The following is a 19,452-nucleotide window of genomic DNA, read 5'->3' on the forward strand; positions in this document are numbered from 1 at the left end:
AACTGCGCCTCAAGCCTGAGTTCTACAACAACGCCAACCCGAACCCGCAAGCCCCGACACGGTGCCGATCTCAGCGGGTTCTTCGTGCAGGAGGAGGCCGCGCAGAGCGATGGCGATCCGCTCTCCTTGGAGGGCATCTTCGTCTATGCGCCCGATGCCGCGGCGCTGGCGGAGGGGCAGATCGTGGCGGTGACCGGCACGGTGGGCGAGCGCTTCGGCATGATCCAGATCAGCGCCGCGCAGCGCGGTGCCGATATCGAGATCACCGATGCGGGCGACAATCCCGGGCTGATCGACGTGGCGGTGATCGATCGCTCCGCCCATGGCGGCAACGAGGACGCCGCCGCGCTCGAGCAATACGAGGGCATGAAGGTCAGCAGCGCTCGTCGACTGGCTCGCCACCGATCCGACCGGTTCGGGCGACGCGGACCAGCTGATCCTCGGCGATCTGAACTCCTATGCGCGCGAAGACCCGATCGAAGCGATCCGGCAGGGGGCGGACGGCCGCGACAACACGGCGGATGATTACGTCGATCTGCCGGCGGCACGGCGGGGCGCAACAAGCTGGTGGGCACCGACGGGCGCGACCTGATCGTGAGCGGGGCAGGGCGCTTCGACAAGATGAAAGGCGACGCGGATGCGGACCGCTTCGTCTTCGGGGCCGAAACCTCGAATGGCAGGCTCGATAGGGACAAGATTTCCTATTACGAGATCGGTCTCGGCGAGATCGTTCTCGGCCTCAAGCTCATACTGGCCGGCGATGGCGACATGGTCTTCCTGAAGTTCGTCGACGACCTCGCCGATGTCTCCTTCATCAACGAGGGCCAGATGGTGTTTGCCTGAGCCGGGCCGCCGGGATGGCAAGCCCCGCCCCGGCGGTTCGGACCGATAGCTCGCGCCGCATGCCGAGACCGAGATGATCCGGCGCTTTCCGAAAGGCAGCGGGAGAAGCGTGGTCCTCGGCGTCGATCCTGTCCTTCGCGATGCGCATGCTGCCCCGCGCGGGCGGCCTGCCGACAGTGGCAGAGCGCGGGGCAGCAGGGGCGCGCCGGGCTCAGGCAGCGCAGTCGAGGAAGCCGCGATAGCCCACGCGCAGGCCCTGTTCGAGATGAAACACCATCTCGGCCTCGGCGCGGCGCAGGCTGTCTTCGGTGTCGGTCCAGTCGGCGCCCGGGTCGGGCATGACGGAGATGTCGACCCCCTCGGCCGCGAACCGCGCGCCGTCATCCAGCGCCCCTGCGGCGACAGGCGCGCCGGCGGCGAGCGGGATCAACACGCCCGACAGCTTGATCGCGCCGCTCTCGCCGGCCATGGCCAGCACCGGCTCGCCCTCGTTGGTGCGGCGGAATTCGCAGGTCGCGTTGTTTCCCAGCGCGGTCTCGATCTCCTCGGGTTTCAGCCCCGCCACGTCGAGCCCGGCCAGTTGCGCGGAGCCCAGCGCCTCCTCGATTGTGCCCGTCTCGGCTGGCGCTTCGGATTCACCCAGAGCCGGGTCGGTGGCGATGCCGTTCTCCTCGATATCGGCGATCAGATGGCGCATCTCGCCGATCTCCTTGCGCTGCGCGGCGATGATCTCGTCGGCGAGCTTGCGCACCCGCGGGTCGTCGATCTGGGCGCGCTCCGAGGTCATGATGGCGATCGAGTGGTGCGGGATCATCGCCGCCATGTAGCTGGTGTCGTCCACCGTCTCCTGGCTGCGCACCAGCCAGAGCGTCAGGCCGAACACCACGACGGCGCCCGCGTAGATCGCGATGTTGATCGCCTTGCTGGCATACATCGACAGCATGAAGCTGAGCATGATCACCGCCATCGCGGCGCCCATCAGGAGCGCCATGTAGGTTCGCGTCTCGCTGAAGAAGACGTGCTCGAAGGCGTAGGTGTTGATGTACATCAGCCCGAACATCACCACCGTCGAGGTCGCGATCATCGCGGCGAAGCGCCAGTAGGACATGGATACTCTCCTTTTGCTGCCGGACCGGGGGCCCGCTTGCATGTAAGGAGACGCCGCCGGAGCCATGGCCCGGCGGCGCCCCCCATGGGTTCAGTTCGCCTCGAAGCCGACCCGCGCGGCGCGCAGGCGCAGCGCGTTGCCGATCACCGAGACCGAGGACAGGCTCATCGCCGCCGCCGCGATCACCGGCGACAGCAGCAGCCCGGTGAAGGGGTAGAGCAGGCCCGCCGCCACCGGCACGCCGAGGCCGTTGTAGAGGAAGGCGAAGGCGAGGTTCTGCTTGATGTTGCGCACCGTGGCGCGGCTCAGGCGGCGGGCGGTGACCAGCGCCGTCAGGTCGCCGCGCACCAGCGTGACGCCGGCGCTCTCGACCGCGACATCGGCGCCGGTGCCCATGGCGATGCCGACATCCGCCGCCGCCAGCGCGGGCGCGTCGTTCACCCCGTCGCCCGCCATCGCCACGGTCCGACCTTCCGATTGCAACCGCCGGATCGCCGCCTGCTTGTCGGCGGGCAGCACCTCGGCGATCACTTCGTCGATGCCGAGATCGGCGGCCACGGCGCGGGCCGTCACCTCGTTGTCGCCGGTCAGCATGACGATGCGCAGGCCCTCTTCGTGCAGCGCCGCGATCGCCTTGGGCGTCGTCTCCTTGATCCGGTCGGCCACGGCGACGAGCCCGGCCGCGCGGCCGTCGACGGCGACGAGGATCGCCGTCTGCCCCCTGCGGCGCGCGGCGTCGGCGCGCTCGGACAGGGCGGCGGTGTCGGCGCCCGCCTCGCGCATCATCGCGACATTGCCGATGGCGATGCTGCGGCCCGCGACGCGGCCCGAAATGCCCTTGCCGGTGGTGCTGTCGAAGCTCTCGACCTCGGGCAGGGCGATGCCGCGCGCCGATGCGCCCTCGACGATGGCGCGGGCCAGCGGGTGCTCGGACTGTGCCTCCAGCGCCGCGACGAGGCCCAGAAGCTCGTCCTCACCCATGCCCTCGGCTACCACCTCGGCCAGCGCCGGGCGGCCCTCGGTCAGCGTGCCGGTCTTGTCCACCACCAGCGTGTCGACGGCGGCGAAGCGTTCGAGCGCGGCGGCGTTCTTGATCAGCACGCCGTGGCCTGCGCCCTTGCCGACGCCGACCATGATCGACATCGGCGTGGCGAGGCCCAGGGCACAGGGACAGGCGATGATCAGCACCGACACGGCCGAGACCAGCGCGAAGGCCATCGCCGGGTCGGGGCCGAAAATGCTCCAGACCACGAAAGCGAGGATCGCCACGCCGACCACGGCCGGGACGAAGTAGCCCGAGACCTTGTCGGCGAGCTTCTGGATCGGCGCCTGGCTGCGCTGCGCCTCGGCGACCATGGCGACGATGCGGTTGAGCATGGTGTCGGCGCCGACCTTCTCGGCCCGCATCACGAAGCTGCCGGTCTGGTTGATCGCGCCGCCGGTGACCGCGTCGCCCTCGGCCTTCTCGACAGGGATCGGCTCGCCGGTGATCATGCTCTCGTCGATGGTGGAGCGGCCCTCGGCCACCACGCCGTCGACCGGCACGCTTTCGCCCGGGCGCACGCGCAGTCGGTCGCCAGAGCGGACCATGTCGAGCGGCACGTCGCGCTCGCCGCGTTCGTCCACCAGCCGCGCGGTCTTGGGCGCGAGGTCCAGAAGCGCACGGATCGCGCCGCCGGTGCGCTCGCGGGCGCGCAACTCCAGAAGCTGGCCCAGCAGCACCAGCGTGACGATCACCGCCGCCGCCTCGAAATAGACGCCGACCTCGCCCTCATGGCCGCGGAACTGCGGCGGAAAGAGCCCGGGCGCCACGGTGGCGACGACCGAATAGGCATAGGCCACGCCGACGCCGAGCGCGATCAGCGTGAACATGTTGAGATTGCGGCTTCTGACCGAGGCCCAGCCGCGCTCGAAGAAGGGCAGGGCGGCCCACAGCACCACCGGCGTGGCGAGGATCAGCTCGATCCAGTCGAGCCACGAGGCGGAGATGATGGCGAAGGTCTCGGGCGCGAAATGCCGGCCCATGGCGATGATCGCCAGCGGCACGGTCAGCGCCGCGCCGACCACGAAGCGGCGGCGGAAATCGATGTATTCCTCGCTCGGCCCCTCGGTCATCGGGATGCCCTTGGGCTCCAGCGCCATGCCGCAGATCGGGCAGGAGCCGGGGCCGACCTGCTCGATCTCGGGATGCATCGGGCAGGTGTAGATCTCGTCCTCGCGCTCGGGCGGGGCGGCCTTCAGTGCCGGGTCGAGAAAGACCTCGGGCCTCGTGTCGAACTTTTCGCGGCACTTGGCCGAGCAGAAATAATAGGTCTCGCCCCCATGCTCGGAGACGTGTTTCGCGGTCTCGACATCGACCGACATGCCGCAGACCGGATCGGTCGCGCTGCGGTCGGCGGGCAGTTCGTGGTGATGCGCATGCGCATGGCGGCTGTGGTCCATGGCGCGTCCTCCTGTGCTCCCGAAGCGCCGACTCGGCGCCTCGATGCCCGAATATACCCCCTATGGGTATATGCCGTCGAGATACCCATATAGGGTATGTTCGGAACGGGCCGGAGGGCATATGGTTCCATGGGTCGGAGGCGAAAGGCCTCGCTGGAGACAAGTCCATGCAGGATAAGCAGAACAAGGCGGCGATCCAGAAGCGGCTGGCGCGGCTCGAGGGGCAGATCCGGGGGATCTCGCGCATGGTCGAGGACGACCGCTACTGCGTCGACGTGCTGGCCCAGACCGCGGCGGTGCGCTCGGCGCTGAGGGCGGTGGAGCGGCTCCTGATCGAGGGTCACACCAATCACTGCCTCGAAGCGGCGATCCTCTCGGGCGATCCGGACGAGCAGCGCACCAAGTTCCGCGAGATGGTGGCGCTGCTCGAAAAGGCGCGGGATTAGGTCAGCCGCCGGCGGCCGCATCGGCCGCGCTGACGCGCGCCTGATGTGCGCGCTCGCGCTCGGGCCATTCCGATTTCAGATAGTCGAGGATCGCCTCGACCTCCGCCTCGGTCAGGAGCCCCTCGAAGCCGGGCATGTCGCTTTCGTAGCCATTGCCGACCACCGCCGCGGTGCCGCGCAGGATGATCTCGCGCAGCACCCGGTCGGGATGGTGCCAGGTGTGGCCGCTCGCATCATGCGGCGGGGCGGGCAGCCGTCCCGAGGGCAGAGGCTGGCGCCAGTCGGGCTGCCCTTCGAGCTCGGCGCCATGACAGGCCGCGCAATTGTCGAGATAGAGCTGGCGGCCGTCTCCGGTCGCGTCTGCGGCCGAGGGCCAGAGCGCGAGCGCGCCGACGCCCAGCAGCAGCGCGGCTCCCGAGGCGGTCACGAGGACCGCTGTTCCACGTCGTGCCATGCCTGTCCTCACTGCCTGAGATACTTGATCAGCGCCGCCGCGGCGAGCAGCAGCACAAGGACGGCCAACAGGCAGACCGCGCCCATGCCGAACATCATCCATCCGCCCATGGCGGTCATCATTTCGGGTCCCATCATCCGGGTCTCCAATCATCGAAAGATGGCCGGCGCGCGGTGGCGCCGGCCGGAAAGGCGTCACTCGACCGGGTAGGGCAGCACCGTGCCCTCGGCGTCGATCATCACCACGTCGAGCTCGGCCTCCGGGTCGTCGCCCATGCCGGGCGCGCCCATCGGCATGCCGGGCAGGCTGAGGCCGATCGCCTCGGGCTTTTCGGCGAGAAAGCGCGACAGGATGTCGGCAGGCACGTGGCCACTCACTGCGTAGCCGTCGATCAGCGCCGTGTGGCAGCCCTGCTGGCCGAGCGGAACGCCGGCCTCCCTGTTGACGGTGGCAAGGTCGTAGGTCTCGACGATCTCCACCTCGTAGCCATTCTCGCGCAGGTAGTCGGCATGCGCCGCGCAGCAGCCGCAATTCGGGTCCTTGTAGAGCGTCATCGTCCCGGCCAGCACCGGCAGGGCGGTGAGGCCGAACAGGGTGGCGGTGGCGAGGGTCCTGAAGATTTTCATACTGGTTTTCCTTTCCTTGGTCAGGCCGCGTCGGCGACGCGGATCAGCGCCGCCATGCCGGCGGCCTGGTGGGCGAGGACGTGGCAATGCAGCATCCAGTCGCCCGGGTTGTCGGCCCGGAACGCGATCTCGACGCGCTCCTCGGGGGCCATGAGAACGGTGTCGCGCCATTCGCGATGCTTGGTCGGTCGGCCATCGCGCGAGATCACGCGGAAGATGTGGCCATGCAGGTGGATCGGGTGCCACCAGCCGGTGCGGTTCTCCATCGCGATCAGCTGCGTGCTGCCGCGTTCGGCCTCGATCAGGGGCGGGTCGTCATGGCCCTGCGCGGCGCGGCCGTTGACGAACCAGCCTCGGCCCTGCCGCATCTGTTCGATCATCGCGGGCGCGTCCGCCCCCATCATCATCTGCCCCATCATCCCGCCGTGAAACACGACCTCGTGGCGCGTCGCGGCGGCAAGGTCGGGCTCGGGCAGCGGGTTCGGGGGCAGGGCCATGTCCCAGCCCGGCGCGCGGGCGCGCAGCGGCGTGTCGCCATGCGTCAGCGTGGCGACCTCATAGGCGCCGTCGGGCCGGAACAGATCGCGCACCGGCGTCTCCGTCCCGGCCCCGCCGCTTGCGTCGAGCACGATGTCGGCGCGCATGCCCGGACCGATCAGCACCGCGCCGCCCTCGGGCGCATGCGGCGCGACCGGCTGGCCGTCGAGCGCGACGACGACCGGCGCGAGCGCTCCGAAATCGAGCGCGAAGATCCGCGCCGTGGCGGCGTTGACGATCCTGAGCCGCAGCCGCTCGTTCGGGGCGACCGCGATGCGCGGGGCGGGCCGGCCATTCAGGGTCACATGGTTGCCGATCCGGCCGCCATGCATCGCGTCATGCATGCCGTCGAAACCGGGCACGAGCGCGCCATCCGGTCCGAGCCGCCAGTCCTGCAGCATCCAGACGAGCTCGCGGTCGACGCGGATCGGCGTCTCCTCCTCGACCACCAGCGCGCCCGCGAGGCCGCGGCCCAGCTGTTCGGCGCCGCCCATATGCGGGTGATACCAGTAGGTCCCGGCATCGGGGAGATCGAACGTGTAGAGGAAGTCCCCGCCCGGCGGGATCGGCGGCTGCGTGAGATGCGCGACGCCGTCCATGGCGTTGGGCACGCGGAGCCCGTGCCAGTGGATGCTGGTCGGCCTGTCGAGGTGGTTTCGGGCGCGCAGGCTGAGGCGGTCGCCCTGCCTGAAGCGAAACTCGGGGCCCGGAAGGGCGCCGCCATAGCTCCAGACCGGCGTTGCCGGGCGGGGCGGGGCAAGGAGCTGCGCCTGCGCGCGCATGGCGGTCAGTTCGAGCCGAGTCTCAGTGGAGGCGGCGCTTGGCAGGAGTGCAGCGCCGCCCAGCGCCGCGGCGCCGGAGAGGAAGCCTCTGCGAGAGAGGCCTGTGAGATGGGTCATCTGGGAAGTCCTGATCGGAAGATGCCGCGCGTTACGCGCAGCAATGGCCCGCCCTGGAACAGGCGGGCGGCTTCAGATCAGCCGGCGGGGTGGTTCCAGAAGTGGCAGCGGGCAGCCTCCGATCGGTGCCACGCCACCGAAAACGCGCCGGACCTCCCGGATCGGGGACATGAACGCCCAGTCGGGAGACACCGGGTCGAGCGCGGCCGCTCCGGTCGCACAGGCACCCACGCCGTGGCAGGCATCGTCGCCGGGCATCGCTTGCTCGGGACAGTCCGCACACTCCGTCATCGCGGCCATTGCCGCGTTCTCATGCAGGGCCGGCATCGCCTCGGCGGCGATGGGCACGGATTGGGCCAAGAGCCCGATCAGGAACAGGCAGAGTGCGAAGAGGCGAGCCATGGGGCGCATATGGGCAGCATCCGGTCGCTTGCGCAAGTATGGAGGACGAGGAAGTGATCGAACCCGTCGGCACCTGCGCAGGCCCCTTTGCTGGCCCGGTCGTCCGATCCGGCGCAGATTGCGCTCTTCCTGAACATGCTCTCGTTACAGGAAACCGGCGCTCCGGCCATGTCGGGACGCGCGCCCTTCGATAGCTGCGCCGCGGCGCGCTGGTCCGGGCCGCTGGTGGCGGTCGATGGCCGCCATGGTCTCGGACAGCTTTCGGAGGGGGGAGTTGCCCGGCTTCGGGGGGCGAAAGCATCTTGGTCCTGATGCCCCGGTAGATGCTGGCGCATGGCCACCGCAGGATCACCGCGAGAGCAGCGAATCCGGCAGCGAATCCGGCAGCGGGGGGCATAGGCATGATGATCCCCTTGCCTTCAGGCTGGCGGGAGATCGGACGGCTCCTGATGACCCGAAGGAAAACGCCACCCATCGGACGAAAGGCCCCGTGCAGCTCGTGGGATGCAGAGTCCTGCCACGACCGCTCTTCGACCGGATCGTTCCGCCCGTAAAACCGGATACCATGAATGTGCTGCGCGATCCCGCCACTTCGGCGCACCTTCGGAAGGGCTTCCGCCACGCGGAGATCATCCCCTATGGGAGGACGTCACCGAGAAGATTGGGGGGGGAATGGTAGCGGAGGAGGGACTTGAACCCCCGACACGCGGATTATGATTCCGCTGCTCTAACCAACTGAGCTACTCCGCCTGAAGCGAGGCTGGGAGTATGACAGGCGGGCGGGGGCGTCAAGCCGAAAATCGCGAAAAAACGCATCGGCGAACCGGTAGGCGGGGAGGGGCGTTGTCGTGGCACAAGGGGCGTGCTTGAGTGCCCTCTCCGATCCCTGCCAAAGGACCCTTCGCCGCATGTCCGATCCTTCCGCCGATACACAGCAGACCGCATCCCCGCTGCCGGTGGTCTGGTTGCTGGGGCGGACGGGAGCGGGGAAATCCTCGCTGGTGCGGGCGCTGACGGGGCTCGACGAGATCGAGCTGGGTTCGGGCTTCGCGCCCTGCACCCGCAGCGCCGCGGTGTTCGATTTCCCGCCCGATCGGCCCTTGATGCGGTTTCTCGACACGAGGGGGCTGGGCGAGGCGGGCTATGACGCGGCCGAGGATCTCGCGCAATGCGAAGCGCGCAGCCATGCGATCCTCGCCATGGCGCGGCTCGACGATCCGGTGCAGTCCGACCTCGAAGCCGCGCTGCGCGAGGTCCGGCGGCGCAAGCCGCGCATCCGGGTCATCGTGCTGCACACGGCTGCCGCCGAGGTGCCCGATGCGCAGGCGCGCTTTCGCGCCCGCGCGGCGACGCAGGCCCGGCTGGAGCGGGCGGCGGGCGGGGCGCTGCCATGGCTCGAGATTTCGCTCGAACCGGGCAGGGCGCAGGGGCTCGAAGAGCTGTGCGATCTTCTGGGCGAGACCATGCCCGAGGTCGCGCTGCTGCTCGGGCGCGAGGGGCAGGAGGGAGACGGCTTCGCGGCGGTGCGCGGCGAGGTGCTGCGCCATGCCGGGGCCGCGGCGGCGGCCGATCTTGCGCCGCTGGTCGGCGCCGTCGCCGTGCCGGGGGTGCAGGCGGCGATGCTGCGCGCTCTGGCGCGTCATCACGGTGTCGACTGGTCACGCAGCCACGCGGCCGAGTTTGCGGCGGCGCTGGGGCTGGGCACGGCGCTGCGCTTCGGGGCGGGCTATGCGCTGCGGCAGGCGGCCAAGCTGGTGCCGGTCGCCGGGCAGACGCTGGGCGCAGCGGCGGCCGGAACGGCGAGCTTCGCCGCCACCTATGCGCTGGGGCGCGCGGCGCATCGCTGGCTCGCGGGGGCCGCGGCGGGCGCGCCCGTCTCCGAGGCCGAGCTGCGCGCGCTCTACCGCGACGCGCTGCGCCGGGCGGAGCGGCGGTGAAGCCGCGCCCGCTGGCCCGGCTGCGCGGCGCGCTGCTGCGCTGGGACAGGCTGCTGATCGCGATTTCGCTGGCGCTGCCCTTCCTGGTGCCCTTCCTGCTCGGCTTCCTGTGGCTGACCGAGCATGACTGGCTGCTGCCTTATCTGGGCGTGTCGATCGGCGTCGCGGCGCTGGCCTTCGCCATGCGCTGGTTCGCCCGGCGCCGCCCCGGCGGCGCGCAGGCGCCATCGGTGCTGATGGGAGAGATGAAGGTCGAATCCGACCCCGTCTGGACCGAGACCGAGCGCGAGACCTTTCGCGCCGCGCGCCGCAGGATCGAGCGCGAGACGGCCGAATCCGTGGCATGGACGGAGCTGCCCGATCTGGCGCTTTCGGTGATCGACGACATCGCCAAGGGCATGGGGCAGGAGGACCGCAAGGCGCTCGACTTCACGCTGCCCGAGGCGCTGCTTCTGACCGAGCGCGCCGCCTCGCGCTACCGCGACCATCTGCGCCGCCACGTGCCCTTCTCGGACCGGATCTCGCTGCACACGATCCACTGGATCTGGAAGCACCGGGGCCGGGCGCAGCTTGCCATGGACGCGGCCTTTGCCGGTCACCGGGTGCTGCGCTTCGCGCTCAACCCGGCCAAGGGCGTGATGCGCGAGGTGGAATGGCTGATGGCGGGGGGCAACACCGCCTATCTCGGCACGCAGATGATGGGCGTGCTGCAGGCGGTGCTGCTCGAAGAGGTCGCCCATGCCGCGGTGGAGCTCTATTCCGGGCGGCTCAGGTTTTCGGATGCGGAGCTGTTGCAGTTCCAGCTCGAGGAGACCCGGGCCGACCGCGCGCGTCTCGCCCAGCCCGACGCGCCGCTTCGGGTGCTGGTGGTCGGGCAGGTCAGCGCCGGCAAGTCGACGCTGATCAACGCGCTTCTGGGCGAGGACCGCACCGAGACCGACATGGCCGCCACCACCGAGGGCATCATGGCCTACGAGGCGTCGATCGACGGCACCGATTGCCTGCTTCTGGACAGCCAGGGCCTCGACGGCAGCAAGGCGCGGCAGAAGCAGCTGCTCGACGAGATGACGCAAAGCGACATGGTGCTGTGGGTGCTGCGCGCCAACCGGCCCGGCCGGGCGGCGGATGTGGCGCTGCGCGAGGCGTTCGAGGCGTGGTTCGCCGAGCACCCCGACCGCCGCCCCCCGCCGCTTCTGCCGGTGGCCACGGCGGTCGACCGGCTGGCAGCGGACTGGCCCTATCCCGAGCACCAGATGCCCACGGAGCTGCGCGACCGGATCGGCGAGGCGATGGATGCCATGGCGCAGGACATGGGCGGTCTGCGCCCCCGCCCGATCAGCGCGCAGGAGCCCGACTGGAACCTCGACGCGGTGCGCAGCGCGCTGTCGGGCGCGGTGAGCGAGGCCCTCCTGGTGCAGCGCAACCGCCTGCGGCTCACCGCGGCGCGCCATGCGCGCGCGGGCGACACGCAGATCGCGCGCTCGGGGCGGGGGCTGTGGCAGGGGGCAAAGCTCGTCGGCGGCAAGTTCCTGGGCCGCCTGGGCGGAAACGAAGACGCCCGGCCGGAGGCCGGGCGTGGAGACAAGACGCCGAAGCCGCCTGAGGATCACTCGCCGTAGGGCACCCAGATGTTCTTGATCTGCGTGGCACGGTGCAGGAAGCCGCGGCCCTGGCCGTCCTTCGACAGCCAGTCGCGCGCCGCCCCGTCCTCGACCCAGGATTGCTTGAGGTTGCCCGCCGAGGCCTCCTCGACCATCAGACCGCCGTCCTTGGTGCCGAAATACCAGATGCCCGCCACGTCGTCATGCTCCGCGAGCGTCCTGGCCAGAACGTCGCGCTCGCCCGCCACGATGTTGACCACGCCGCCCGGCAGGTCCGAGGTGTCGAACACCTGATAGAGGTCGGTCGCGGCCAGCGGATGCGTCTGGCTCGGCAGGGCGATCACCGCGTTGCCCATGGCGATCGCGGGCAGCACGAGGCTGACGAAGCCCAGAAGCGGCTGCGCGGTCGGGCAGGCGATGCCCATGACGCCCAGCGGCTCGTGCATGGCGAGCGTGACATGCGCGCTCTTGGTCTGGTGCACCGCGCCGTCGAACTTGTCGGCCTGCGCCGCGTACCAGAAGGTGCGGCGGATCGCGGTCTCGACCTCGGCCTGCGCCGCCGTCTTCGAGGCGCCGAAGGAGGCCAGCCGCTCGGCGAATTCGCCCGCCCGTGCCGAGAGGTTCTCGGCCAGGTAGTAGAGCACCTGCGCGCGGTTGTGCCCCGTCGCCTTGCCCCAGCCCTTGGCCTTGTGCGCCGCCTCGACCGCGTTGCGGATGTCCTTGCGGTTGCCCAGGCCCGCAAGGCCCACCGGGCCGTTGCCGCCGTGAACGGGGTAGGCATAGCCCGAATCGGGCCGCGCCTGCTTGCCGCCGATGTAGAACTTGGCGGTGCGGTCGATCCGTGCGCCCGCGCCGGGCAGCGCCTCGCCGGGCTGGCCCACGGGGGCGGCCGGGGCGGCCTCGGGCTTGCGCGCCTTCGGCTTGGGGTGCGTCAGGTAGGCCATCATGCCCTCGCGCCCGCCCTCGCGGCCAAAGCCGCTCTCGCGGTAGCCGCCGAAACCGGCACCTGCGTCGAAGACGTTGGTGCAGTTGATCCAGACCACGCCCGCCTTCACCTGCGCCGCGATGTCGAGGCAGAGATTGACGTTCTCCGACCAGATCGAGGCGGCGAGGCCGTAGCGGGTGTTGTTGGCCAGCGCCACCGCGTCCTCGGGCGTGCGGAAGGTGGTCACGGTCGCGACCGGGCCGAAGATCTCCTCGGTCGCCAGCGTCGAGGCGGGCTCCACCTTCATGGCGATGGTCGGCGGGAAGAAGCAGCCCTCGGGCGCGCTGCCCTGCACCAGCTCGGCACCCTCGGAGACGCCCTTCTCGACGAGGCCCTTGATGCGCTCAAGCTGCACCGGGTGGACGATCGCGCCCATGTCGGTGTTCTTGTCGAGCGGATCGCCCACGCGCAGCTGGCGCATCCGCTTCTCCAAGAGATCCTCGAAGCGCTTGGCGACGCTCTCGGCCACCAGCACGCGCGCACCGGCGCAGCAGACCTGCCCGGCGTTGAACCAGATCGCATCGACCACGCCTTCGACGGCGGCGTCGAGATCGGCATCGGCGAAGACCACGAAGGGCGACTTGCCGCCAAGCTCCAGCGTCAGCGACTTGCCCGTGCCCGCCGTTTCGCGGCGGATGCGGCGGCCCACCTCGGTCGAGCCGGTGAAGGCGATCTTGTCGAGCCCCTCATGCGCCACGATGGCCGCCCCCGTGCGCCCGTCGCCGGTGACGATGTTGAGCACGCCCTTGGGCAGGCCCACCTCGGCCGCGATCTCGGCAAAGGCCAGCGCGGTGAGGGGCGTGTATTCGGCGGGCTTGAGCACCACCGTGTTGCCCGCGGCGAGCGCCGGGGCGACCTTCCAGGCCAGCATCAAGAGCGGGAAGTTCCACGGGATGATCTGACCGCAGACGCCATGCGGCGCGGTGCCCGGCAGCTCGTCCTCCATGATCTCGGCCCAGCCGGCATGGTGGTAGAAGTGCCGCGCGACGAGCGGCACGTCGGCGTCGCGGCTCTCGCGGATCGGCTTGCCGTTGTCGAGGCTTTCGAGCACGGCCAGAAAGCGCGCATGCTGCTGCACGTGGCGGGCGATGGCGTAGAGATACTTGGCCCGCTCATGGCCCGAAAGCGACGCCCAGCCGGGCTGCGCCGCGCGGGCGGCCTGCACGGCGGCATCGACGTCCTCTTCGCTGCCTTGGGTGACCGTGGCCAGCAGCTCGCCCGAGGCGGGGGCGCGGACCTCGAACAGCTCACCGGGGCCGGTGAAGGCGCCATCGACGAAATGGCCGAAGCCGGTCTCGTGCTGCTTGAGCCAGTCGCGCACGATGGCGCTGTCCTCGGGGGCGGTGCCGTAATCCATGGTCGCGAGAATGTCCGTGATCGTGTTCATGACGCGCTCTCCCTCAGGCCAGCGAATGACGATGGGCGGCGGCGTAGCGCCCGGTGACGTGGTGTTCGAGCTGGCGTTCGATGTCGCCCAGCATCGAGGAGGCGCCGAGCCGGAACAGGTCGGGCTGGAGCCAGTCATTGCCGAGCTCTTCCTTCATCAGGTATTGCCACGCGAGCGCATCCTTGGCGGATTTCATGCCGCCCGCGGGCTTGAAACCGACGCGCTGGCCGGTGGCATCGCCGTAATCGCGCAGCGCGCGCACCATGGTGAGCGAGACGGGCAGGGTGGCGTTGACGCCCTCCTTGCCGGTCGAGGTCTTGATGAAATCGGCGCCCGCCTGCATCGCCACCATCGAGGCGGAATAGACGTTGCGCAGCGTCGCGATGTCGCCGGTGGCGAGGATCGCCTTGAGATGCGCCTGCCCGCAGGCCTCGCGCATCGCCGCCACCTCGTCGTAGAGCGCGGCCCAGTCGCGTTTGAGCACATGCTCGCGGGTGATGACGATGTCGATCTCGTCGGCGCCCTGGTCGACGGTCCAACGGATCTCTTCGAGCCGCAGGTGCAAGGGCATGAGCCCCGCCGGAAAGCCGGTGGCGACGGAGGCCACGGGGATGTTCGTGCCGCGCAGCGCCTTCACGGCATGCGGCACCATGGTCGGGTAGACGCAGACCGCGCCGGTGGTCAGGCCCATCTCGGAGAGGCCCAGCCCCTCGACGATGCGCGGGGCGAGCGGCTGGCGCGCCTTGGCGCAGAGCCGTTGCACCCGCCCCTCGGTGTCGTCGCCCGCCAGCGTGGTCAGGTCGATGCAGCGGATCGCGTTGACCAGCCATGCCGCCTGGTGGGTCTTCTTGACCGAGCGGCGGGTGGTCAGCGTCGCGGCGCGGCGCTCGGCGGCCGAGCGGTTGACGGCGCGGCCCTCGAACATCGCGGCATCGAGCGGGGTGCCGAGGTTGCGGGGGTGGTTCGAAAGGCTCTCGGGCTGGTCTGGCAGCGCGGCTGTGGTCATCGGTCGGGCTCCGGCCATGAAGGTGGACCCGGAATGTCTAACAGATAACGGTGATCTGCCTAGGGCGTCGTGACGGCACCCGTCTTAAAGGTCAGGTCGTCCCGGATGGCTGGGGCCGTTCGGGCGGCTCCACGCCCTTTTTCGCGCAGCGCCTGGCATAGGCCGCGTCCCAGTGGCGGTAGCCGCCCATCACCGCCTGCTGCGCCATCACCAGCGTCACCATCGCCCGCCGCGCCTTGCCCTTCTTGGCCAGCTTCGACAGCGATTTCTGCTCGCGCGTCATCGAGCAGCCGATGCAGTGATCGCCGCGCTTGAACTTGCACACGCCGATGCAGGGGGAGGGCAGCTTGGGCATCTACTTGGTCAGGATCAGCTTGCCGGCGCGGGTGATGCGCAGCACGTAGCTCTGCCCGTCGAGGGTGATCCGGGCGCGAATGCCGTCGGCGGTCAGGGCGCGGGCGTCATGCACGGGCAGGTCGGCCTCTTCGGCCCGAACGGGGTCGGGCAGGGCGGTCATGGGCGTCATGGCAAACTCCTCGGTCGCGGGTGGCGCGGCTGACCCCGGTCGGGCTGGCATGCGGTCGCGGCAAAGCTGACCAAATTGATCGGGTTTGTCAATCGGCCGCGAAGGAGCCTGTCCTGACTCTCGTCCCGAAGCTGGTCACGGGGGTGTCAGAGGGCGGCAAAGCGCCATTCGGTGACCTGCCGGAACCTCTCCCCGGGCAGGAGGCGAAAGCTCGGAAAGGCCGGGTGATGCGGCGCGTCGGGCCAGCGCTGCGCTTCGATGGCCAGCCCGGCATGGGCGGCAAGTCCGGCCTTGTCGGTGTCGCGCCCGTCATAGACCTGCAAGCCCGGCGCGGTGGTGGCCACGCGCAGCGAGATTCCGCCGCCGGTCAGCTCCATTACCTCGCGCAGCGCCGCGTCGTCTTGCGACAGGCAGAAATTGTGATCGAGCGGCGGTTCGCCGGGCTCCAGAGGGCGGGGCGCGCGGAAATCACGGCTGCTCCCGGCGCTGGGCGCGATCTCGCCGGTGGGCAATGATTCGTCGTCGGTGGGCAACCAGTGCTCGGAAGCGACGCGCAGCAGCTGCCCCCGGATCGTCGGCGCGCCGGTCAGGTTCCAGTAGCTGTGGTTGACCGGGTTCATCAGCGTCGGCTCGTCGGTGCTGGCGCTGAGTTCAAGCCGCAGCGTCGCGGGCGCATGGAGCGACCAGCGCGCCTCGATCCGGCGATTGCCGGGAAAGCCGTCGCTGCCATCTGGCAGGTCGACGGCCAGCGTCGCGGCATCGGGGGCCGTCTCGATCACGTCCCAGACCTTGAACTGCGTGCCGTGCTTGCCCGAATGGAGAAGCGCGCGGTGGTGGTTGGCGCTGAAGCGGTATTCCGCGCCGTCGATGGTGGCGCGGGCGCCGGCGATGCGGTTGGCGACGGGGCCGATGATGGCGCCGAAATACCGCATCGCGCCGTCGTAATCGGCAAGCTCGTCCGAGCCGAGCGTCAGGTTGCGCTCCACCCCATCGAGCCGCACCGCGCGCAGGATCGCGCCGCGCGTCAGCAGATCGATCGAAAGCCCGTGCCCCGAGAGCGGCAGGCGATGCACCGCGCGCCCCGCCGCGTCGGTGCCGAAGGGGGTCACAGGATCACCCGGTGTTCCCTCTGCCCCGGCGCGGTGGCGCGGGCGGCGAAGGTGCGGCCCGAATCCGGCGCGTCGGCAATCTCGGCCTCCGACAGCCCGGCTGAGGCCGTGGTGAGATAGAGCGTCTTCATGTCCTTCCCGCCGAAGGCCGGACAGGTGACCTGCGAGGCGGTGGGGCAGGGGTGGACGCCGATCTCGCGCCCCTCGCGGTCATAGCCCGCGAGCCGGGCGCTGCCCCATTGCGCGTTCCACAGCGTGCCTTCGGCATCGATCACCGCGCCGTCGGGCTTGTGGCCCGCGCGCTTGAGGTCAACGAAGACCTCCGCCTCGCCCACGGGCCAGCCCTCATCATCGGTGCGCTGGCGCATGATCATGCCGGTCGGCGTGTCAGAGTAGTGGAAGAAGCCGCCTTCGGGCGGAAAGCAGATCGCGTTGGGGATGGTCATGCCTGAGCGGATCTGCCGCAGCTCGCCGCGATAATAGCGGTAGAGCGCGCCCGCCCCGGTTTCCCCGTCGATCCCCATGGTCGAGATATAGAAGCCGCCATGCGGATCGGCCCGCCCGTCATTGGAGCGGGTGACGGGGTTGTCGGCGTCGAAATCGCAGACCACCTCCTGCCGTCCCGTCTCGATGTCGAACCGGACCAGCGCCTTGTTGGTGGCGACCAGCAGCGTGTCGCGGTCGACCCAGCCCGCGCAGGAGGGCATGTCCTCGAACACCCAGTGCCGGCCGGGCGTGTGCAGCCGCCGCCCGAGGATATCGAACCAGAAGAGCTGTTCGCGCTCGGGGTGCCACAGCGCGCCTTCGCCCAGCACGCAGGAGGTGTCGTCGAAGACCTCGAATGTGGACAGCTCGGTCATGCCACGGCCTCGTCATAGGCGGCGGTGATGGTTCTCGCGCGCGCGGCGATCTCCTCGATCGGCAGGCCGGGGGTGTAGAGCGCGGTGCCGAGGCCGAAGCCGTCGGCCCCGGCGGCGATCCAGTCGCCGAAATTCGACGCGCCCGCCCCGCCCACGGCGTAGATGCGGGCCTCCTTGGGGTAGACCGCGCGCATCGCCTTCAGCCCCTCGGGGCCGATCAGGCTCGCCGGGAACAGCTTGAGCCCGGTGGCCCCGGCGGCCAGCGCGGCAAAGCCCTCGGTCGGGGTCATCACGCCGGGCCAGCTTTCCATCCCGGCGGCGATCGTGGCGCGGATCACCTGCCTGTCCATGTTGGGCGAGACCGCGAGCCGCCCGCCCGCTTCGCGCAACTCCTCGACCTGCGCGGGCGTCATCACCGTGCCCGCGCCGATCAGCGCCCGCGCGCCGCAGGCCTCCGCCATGAGGCGGATGCTCTCGAAGGGGCGGGGCGAGTTGAGCGGCACCTCGATCACGGTGATGCCCGCCTCGATCAGGGCTTCGGCTGCGGCCACGGCGTCATCGGGGGTGATGCCGCGCAGGATGGCGATCAGCGGTCGGGTCATGCTTGCGTCCTTTGCTTCCATGCGGCGGTGAGCCCCGCCAGCGTCGCGGCGGTGCCGTTGGCCTGCGTGGCGGGGGCGCCCTGGGTGCCCAGCGCGCGCACGTAGAGCGAGGCGAGACCTCCCGCGCCGATCACGCCGATCTGCTGGCCGAGCCAGTAGGGCTTGGCCGCCGCGAGCTCGGCCCCGATCAGAAGGCCCGACAGCCGGGCGCGGGCGGCGGCGGCGTCGCCGCCCCGCAGCAGGTCCTCGGCGCGGATCGTGAAGAGGGCGGAGGCCAGCCGCTCGGGGCGCGACAGCGTTTCGGCCACGCCCTCGTCGAAGGCCGCCTCGTCCCAGCCCTCCGCCTCGACCGAGTGACGCAGCACGGTGTGACGCGACAGCGCGGCGAAGAGCTCGCCGGTCATGAAGCTGCGGAAGCTCACCACCTCGCCCGCGCTCAGATGCGCCCATTTCGAATGGCTGCCCGGCAGGCAGAGCACCCCGTCCCAGCCGGGATTGAGCGCGAGGAAGCCCGCGATCTGCGTCTCCTCGCCGCGCATCACATCCGCCGGGTCGGCCTGCGACAGGCCGGGCACGATCCACGCGTCGAGCCGCCCCGGCGCGGCGGTGAGCGCGGCCGAGAGCGGCGGGCAGGGCACGCGGGCATAGCCCGCCTCGACCCAGCCCTGCCGCGCGCCGACCATGCCGCAGGCGATGACCGGCACGCCTTCGCCCAGCCAGTCGCCGCAGGTCTCGCGCAGCGCCGGCTCGAAGCTGTCGGGGGCGAGCCCGCCCATGCCGCGCTCGGCCTCGCGCGCCTCGATCACCGTGCCGTCGCGGCGCATCGCCCAGGCGCGCAACCGCGACGTGCCCCAGTCGAGCGCGATCCAGTCCGGCGCGCTCATCCTGTCATGCTCACGCCCGCGTCGATCACCAGCATCTGGCTGGTGACCATGCGCGAGGCTTTCGAGGCGAGAAACAGCACGCCGCCGACGAGATCCTCGGCCTGCATCAGCTCGGGCAGGCATTGCTGCGCGCGGTGCCGCTCCTGCGCCTCGGGCGTGGCCCAGAGGTCCTTTTGCCGCTCGGTCATCACCCAGCCCGGCGCCACGGCGTTGACGCGGATGCCGCGCCCGCCCCATTCGCGCGCGAGGGAGCGGGTCATTCCCATGATCGCGGCGTTGGAGGCGACATAGGGCGCGAGGCGCGCCACGCCCATCAGGTAGCTGCCCGAGGACATGTTGACGATCGCGCCGCCCCCCGCTGCCTCCATCATCGGCGCGACCTTCTGCGCGGCGAAGAAATAGGGCTTGAGGTTCACGTCGAGGCAGGCGTCCCATTCCGCTTCGGTGAGATCCTGCGCATCAAAGCGGGTGTCGTTGGCGGCGTTGGAAACCAGCACCGTCACCGGGCCATGGGTGGTCGCGGCGCTGTCGATCGCCGCCATAAGCGCGGGCGTGTCGGTCACGTCGCCCTGGATGAAGAGCGGCCGGTTGCCGGTGCGCGCCTCCATCGCCTCCACCGTCCCGGCGGCGTCGGCGCGGTCGAAGAAGGCCACGCGCGCGCCCTGGCGCAGGAAGCCCTCGACCAGCGCGGCGCCGATGCCGCTCGCGCCGCCGGTGAGGAAGACCGACGCCTCCTTCAGGTCGGGATGGATCGCCTCTGCGCCCGTCATGGTGCTCACTCGCTGCTGTTTCGCGGTG

General features: G+C 70.3%; 21 protein-coding genes and 1 tRNA gene. 5 read left to right on the plus strand and 17 right to left on the minus strand.

Features of this window, described 5'->3' with window-relative positions:
• On the plus strand, positions 1 to 525 hold a 525-nt coding region (locus CJ301_RS13305; protein ID WP_216823297.1), incomplete at its 5' end, for a hypothetical protein.
• 42 nt (positions 526 to 567) lie between these two features.
• Entirely contained in the window at positions 568 to 843 is a 276-nt protein-coding gene (locus CJ301_RS13310) for a hypothetical protein (RefSeq protein WP_099277878.1), read from the plus strand.
• A gap of 211 nt (positions 844 to 1,054) precedes the next feature.
• Here the strand turns inward: CJ301_RS13310 and CJ301_RS13315 are convergent, their stop codons facing one another.
• Together CJ301_RS13315 and CJ301_RS13320 are read right to left on the minus strand one after the other, a co-directional pair.
• Entirely contained in the window at positions 1,055 to 1,951 is an 897-nt protein-coding gene (locus CJ301_RS13315; protein ID WP_099277879.1) for a DUF305 domain-containing protein, read from the minus strand.
• Positions 1,952 to 2,041: 90 nt separating this feature from the next.
• Complete coding sequence (locus CJ301_RS13320; protein ID WP_099277880.1) at positions 2,042 to 4,393, minus strand: heavy metal translocating P-type ATPase; 2,352 nt, start codon at positions 4,391 to 4,393, stop codon at positions 2,042 to 2,044.
• Positions 4,394 to 4,560: 167 nt separating this feature from the next.
• Here CJ301_RS13320 and CJ301_RS13325 point away from each other — a divergent pair, with 167 nt between their 5' ends.
• A complete protein-coding gene (locus CJ301_RS13325; protein WP_099277881.1) occupies positions 4,561 to 4,839 on the plus strand; it encodes a metal-sensitive transcriptional regulator in 279 nt (92 codons plus the stop codon).
• 1 nt (position 4,840) lies between these two features.
• Here the strand turns inward: CJ301_RS13325 and CJ301_RS13330 are convergent, their stop codons facing one another.
• From CJ301_RS13330 to CJ301_RS13350, 6 genes are all read right to left on the minus strand, one after another.
• On the minus strand, positions 4,841 to 5,293 hold the full coding sequence (locus tag CJ301_RS13330) for a c-type cytochrome (protein ID WP_254050156.1): 453 nt from the start codon (positions 5,291 to 5,293) through the stop codon (positions 4,841 to 4,843).
• Positions 5,294 to 5,301: 8 nt separating this feature from the next.
• Entirely contained in the window at positions 5,302 to 5,430 is a 129-nt protein-coding gene (locus CJ301_RS19255) for a hypothetical protein (RefSeq protein ID WP_282026067.1), read from the minus strand.
• Between the two features lie 57 nt (positions 5,431 to 5,487).
• On the minus strand, positions 5,488 to 5,919 hold the full coding sequence (locus CJ301_RS13335; RefSeq protein ID WP_099277883.1) for a DUF411 domain-containing protein: 432 nt from the start codon (positions 5,917 to 5,919) through the stop codon (positions 5,488 to 5,490).
• A 20-nt stretch (positions 5,920 to 5,939) separates the two neighbouring features.
• Positions 5,940 to 7,355: a multicopper oxidase family protein gene (locus CJ301_RS13340; RefSeq protein ID WP_099277884.1), complete on the minus strand. Its 1,416-nt coding sequence runs from the start codon at positions 7,353 to 7,355 to the stop codon at positions 5,940 to 5,942.
• A 72-nt stretch (positions 7,356 to 7,427) separates the two neighbouring features.
• The gene (locus CJ301_RS13345; protein WP_162620530.1) at positions 7,428 to 7,757 is read right to left on the minus strand and encodes a hypothetical protein; all 330 of its coding nucleotides are present in this window, start codon (positions 7,755 to 7,757) and stop codon (positions 7,428 to 7,430) included.
• A gap of 673 nt (positions 7,758 to 8,430) precedes the next feature.
• A tRNA-Met gene (locus tag CJ301_RS13350) sits at positions 8,431 to 8,507 on the minus strand.
• Between the two features lie 158 nt (positions 8,508 to 8,665).
• Here CJ301_RS13350 and CJ301_RS13355 point away from each other — a divergent pair.
• Both CJ301_RS13355 and CJ301_RS19260 read left to right on the plus strand, forming a co-directional pair.
• Positions 8,666 to 9,694 carry a GTPase domain-containing protein gene (locus CJ301_RS13355; protein WP_099277886.1) on the plus strand — a complete coding sequence of 343 codons (1,029 nt, stop codon included), beginning with the start codon at positions 8,666 to 8,668 and terminating at the stop codon, positions 9,692 to 9,694.
• The gene (locus CJ301_RS19260) at positions 9,691 to 11,313 is read left to right on the plus strand and encodes a GTPase family protein (protein ID WP_099277887.1); all 1,623 of its coding nucleotides are present in this window, start codon (positions 9,691 to 9,693) and stop codon (positions 11,311 to 11,313) included. Before CJ301_RS13355 ends, CJ301_RS19260 begins: the two co-directional genes overlap by 4 nt.
• Here CJ301_RS19260 and CJ301_RS13365 read toward each other — a convergent pair.
• The 9 genes from CJ301_RS13365 to CJ301_RS13405 form a co-directional block, all read right to left on the minus strand.
• The gene (locus CJ301_RS13365) at positions 11,301 to 13,667 is read right to left on the minus strand and encodes an aldehyde dehydrogenase family protein (protein ID WP_099277888.1); all 2,367 of its coding nucleotides are present in this window, start codon (positions 13,665 to 13,667) and stop codon (positions 11,301 to 11,303) included. The genes CJ301_RS19260 and CJ301_RS13365 overlap by 13 nt on opposite strands.
• 13 nt (positions 13,668 to 13,680) lie before the next feature.
• A complete protein-coding gene (gene deoC / locus CJ301_RS13370) occupies positions 13,681 to 14,673 on the minus strand; it encodes a deoxyribose-phosphate aldolase (protein WP_099277889.1) in 993 nt (330 codons plus the stop codon).
• A 91-nt stretch (positions 14,674 to 14,764) separates the two neighbouring features.
• Positions 14,765 to 15,028 (minus strand): DUF1289 domain-containing protein, encoded by a 264-nt coding sequence (locus CJ301_RS13375; protein WP_099277890.1) that lies wholly within the window; start codon positions 15,026 to 15,028, stop codon positions 14,765 to 14,767.
• Complete coding sequence (gene hemP, locus CJ301_RS13380; RefSeq protein ID WP_162620532.1) at positions 15,029 to 15,190, minus strand: hemin uptake protein HemP; 162 nt, start codon at positions 15,188 to 15,190, stop codon at positions 15,029 to 15,031. It lies immediately after the preceding gene.
• 155 nt (positions 15,191 to 15,345) lie between these two features.
• Positions 15,346 to 16,308: an aldose epimerase family protein gene (locus CJ301_RS13385; protein ID WP_099277892.1), complete on the minus strand. Its 963-nt coding sequence runs from the start codon at positions 16,306 to 16,308 to the stop codon at positions 15,346 to 15,348.
• Positions 16,305 to 17,168, minus strand: coding sequence for an SMP-30/gluconolactonase/LRE family protein (locus tag CJ301_RS13390; protein ID WP_099277893.1), 864 nt, complete (start codon positions 17,166 to 17,168; stop codon positions 16,305 to 16,307). The genes CJ301_RS13385 and CJ301_RS13390 overlap by 4 nt, the downstream gene beginning before the upstream one ends.
• A complete protein-coding gene (locus tag CJ301_RS13395) occupies positions 17,165 to 17,770 on the minus strand; it encodes a 2-dehydro-3-deoxy-6-phosphogalactonate aldolase (RefSeq protein WP_099277894.1) in 606 nt (201 codons plus the stop codon). The genes CJ301_RS13390 and CJ301_RS13395 overlap by 4 nt, the downstream gene beginning before the upstream one ends.
• A complete protein-coding gene (locus CJ301_RS13400; protein WP_099277895.1) occupies positions 17,767 to 18,654 on the minus strand; it encodes a 2-dehydro-3-deoxygalactonokinase in 888 nt (295 codons plus the stop codon). Before CJ301_RS13400 ends, CJ301_RS13395 begins: the two co-directional genes overlap by 4 nt.
• Positions 18,651 to 19,424 carry an SDR family NAD(P)-dependent oxidoreductase gene (locus CJ301_RS13405; RefSeq protein ID WP_099277896.1) on the minus strand — a complete coding sequence of 258 codons (774 nt, stop codon included), beginning with the start codon at positions 19,422 to 19,424 and terminating at the stop codon, positions 18,651 to 18,653. The genes CJ301_RS13400 and CJ301_RS13405 overlap by 4 nt, the downstream gene beginning before the upstream one ends.
• Between the last annotated feature and the right edge of the window lie 28 nt (positions 19,425 to 19,452).

Origin of the sequence: Limimaricola cinnabarinus (assembly GCF_002723615.1) — a bacterium.
GTDB lineage: Bacteria > Pseudomonadota > Alphaproteobacteria > Rhodobacterales > Rhodobacteraceae > Limimaricola > Limimaricola cinnabarinus_B.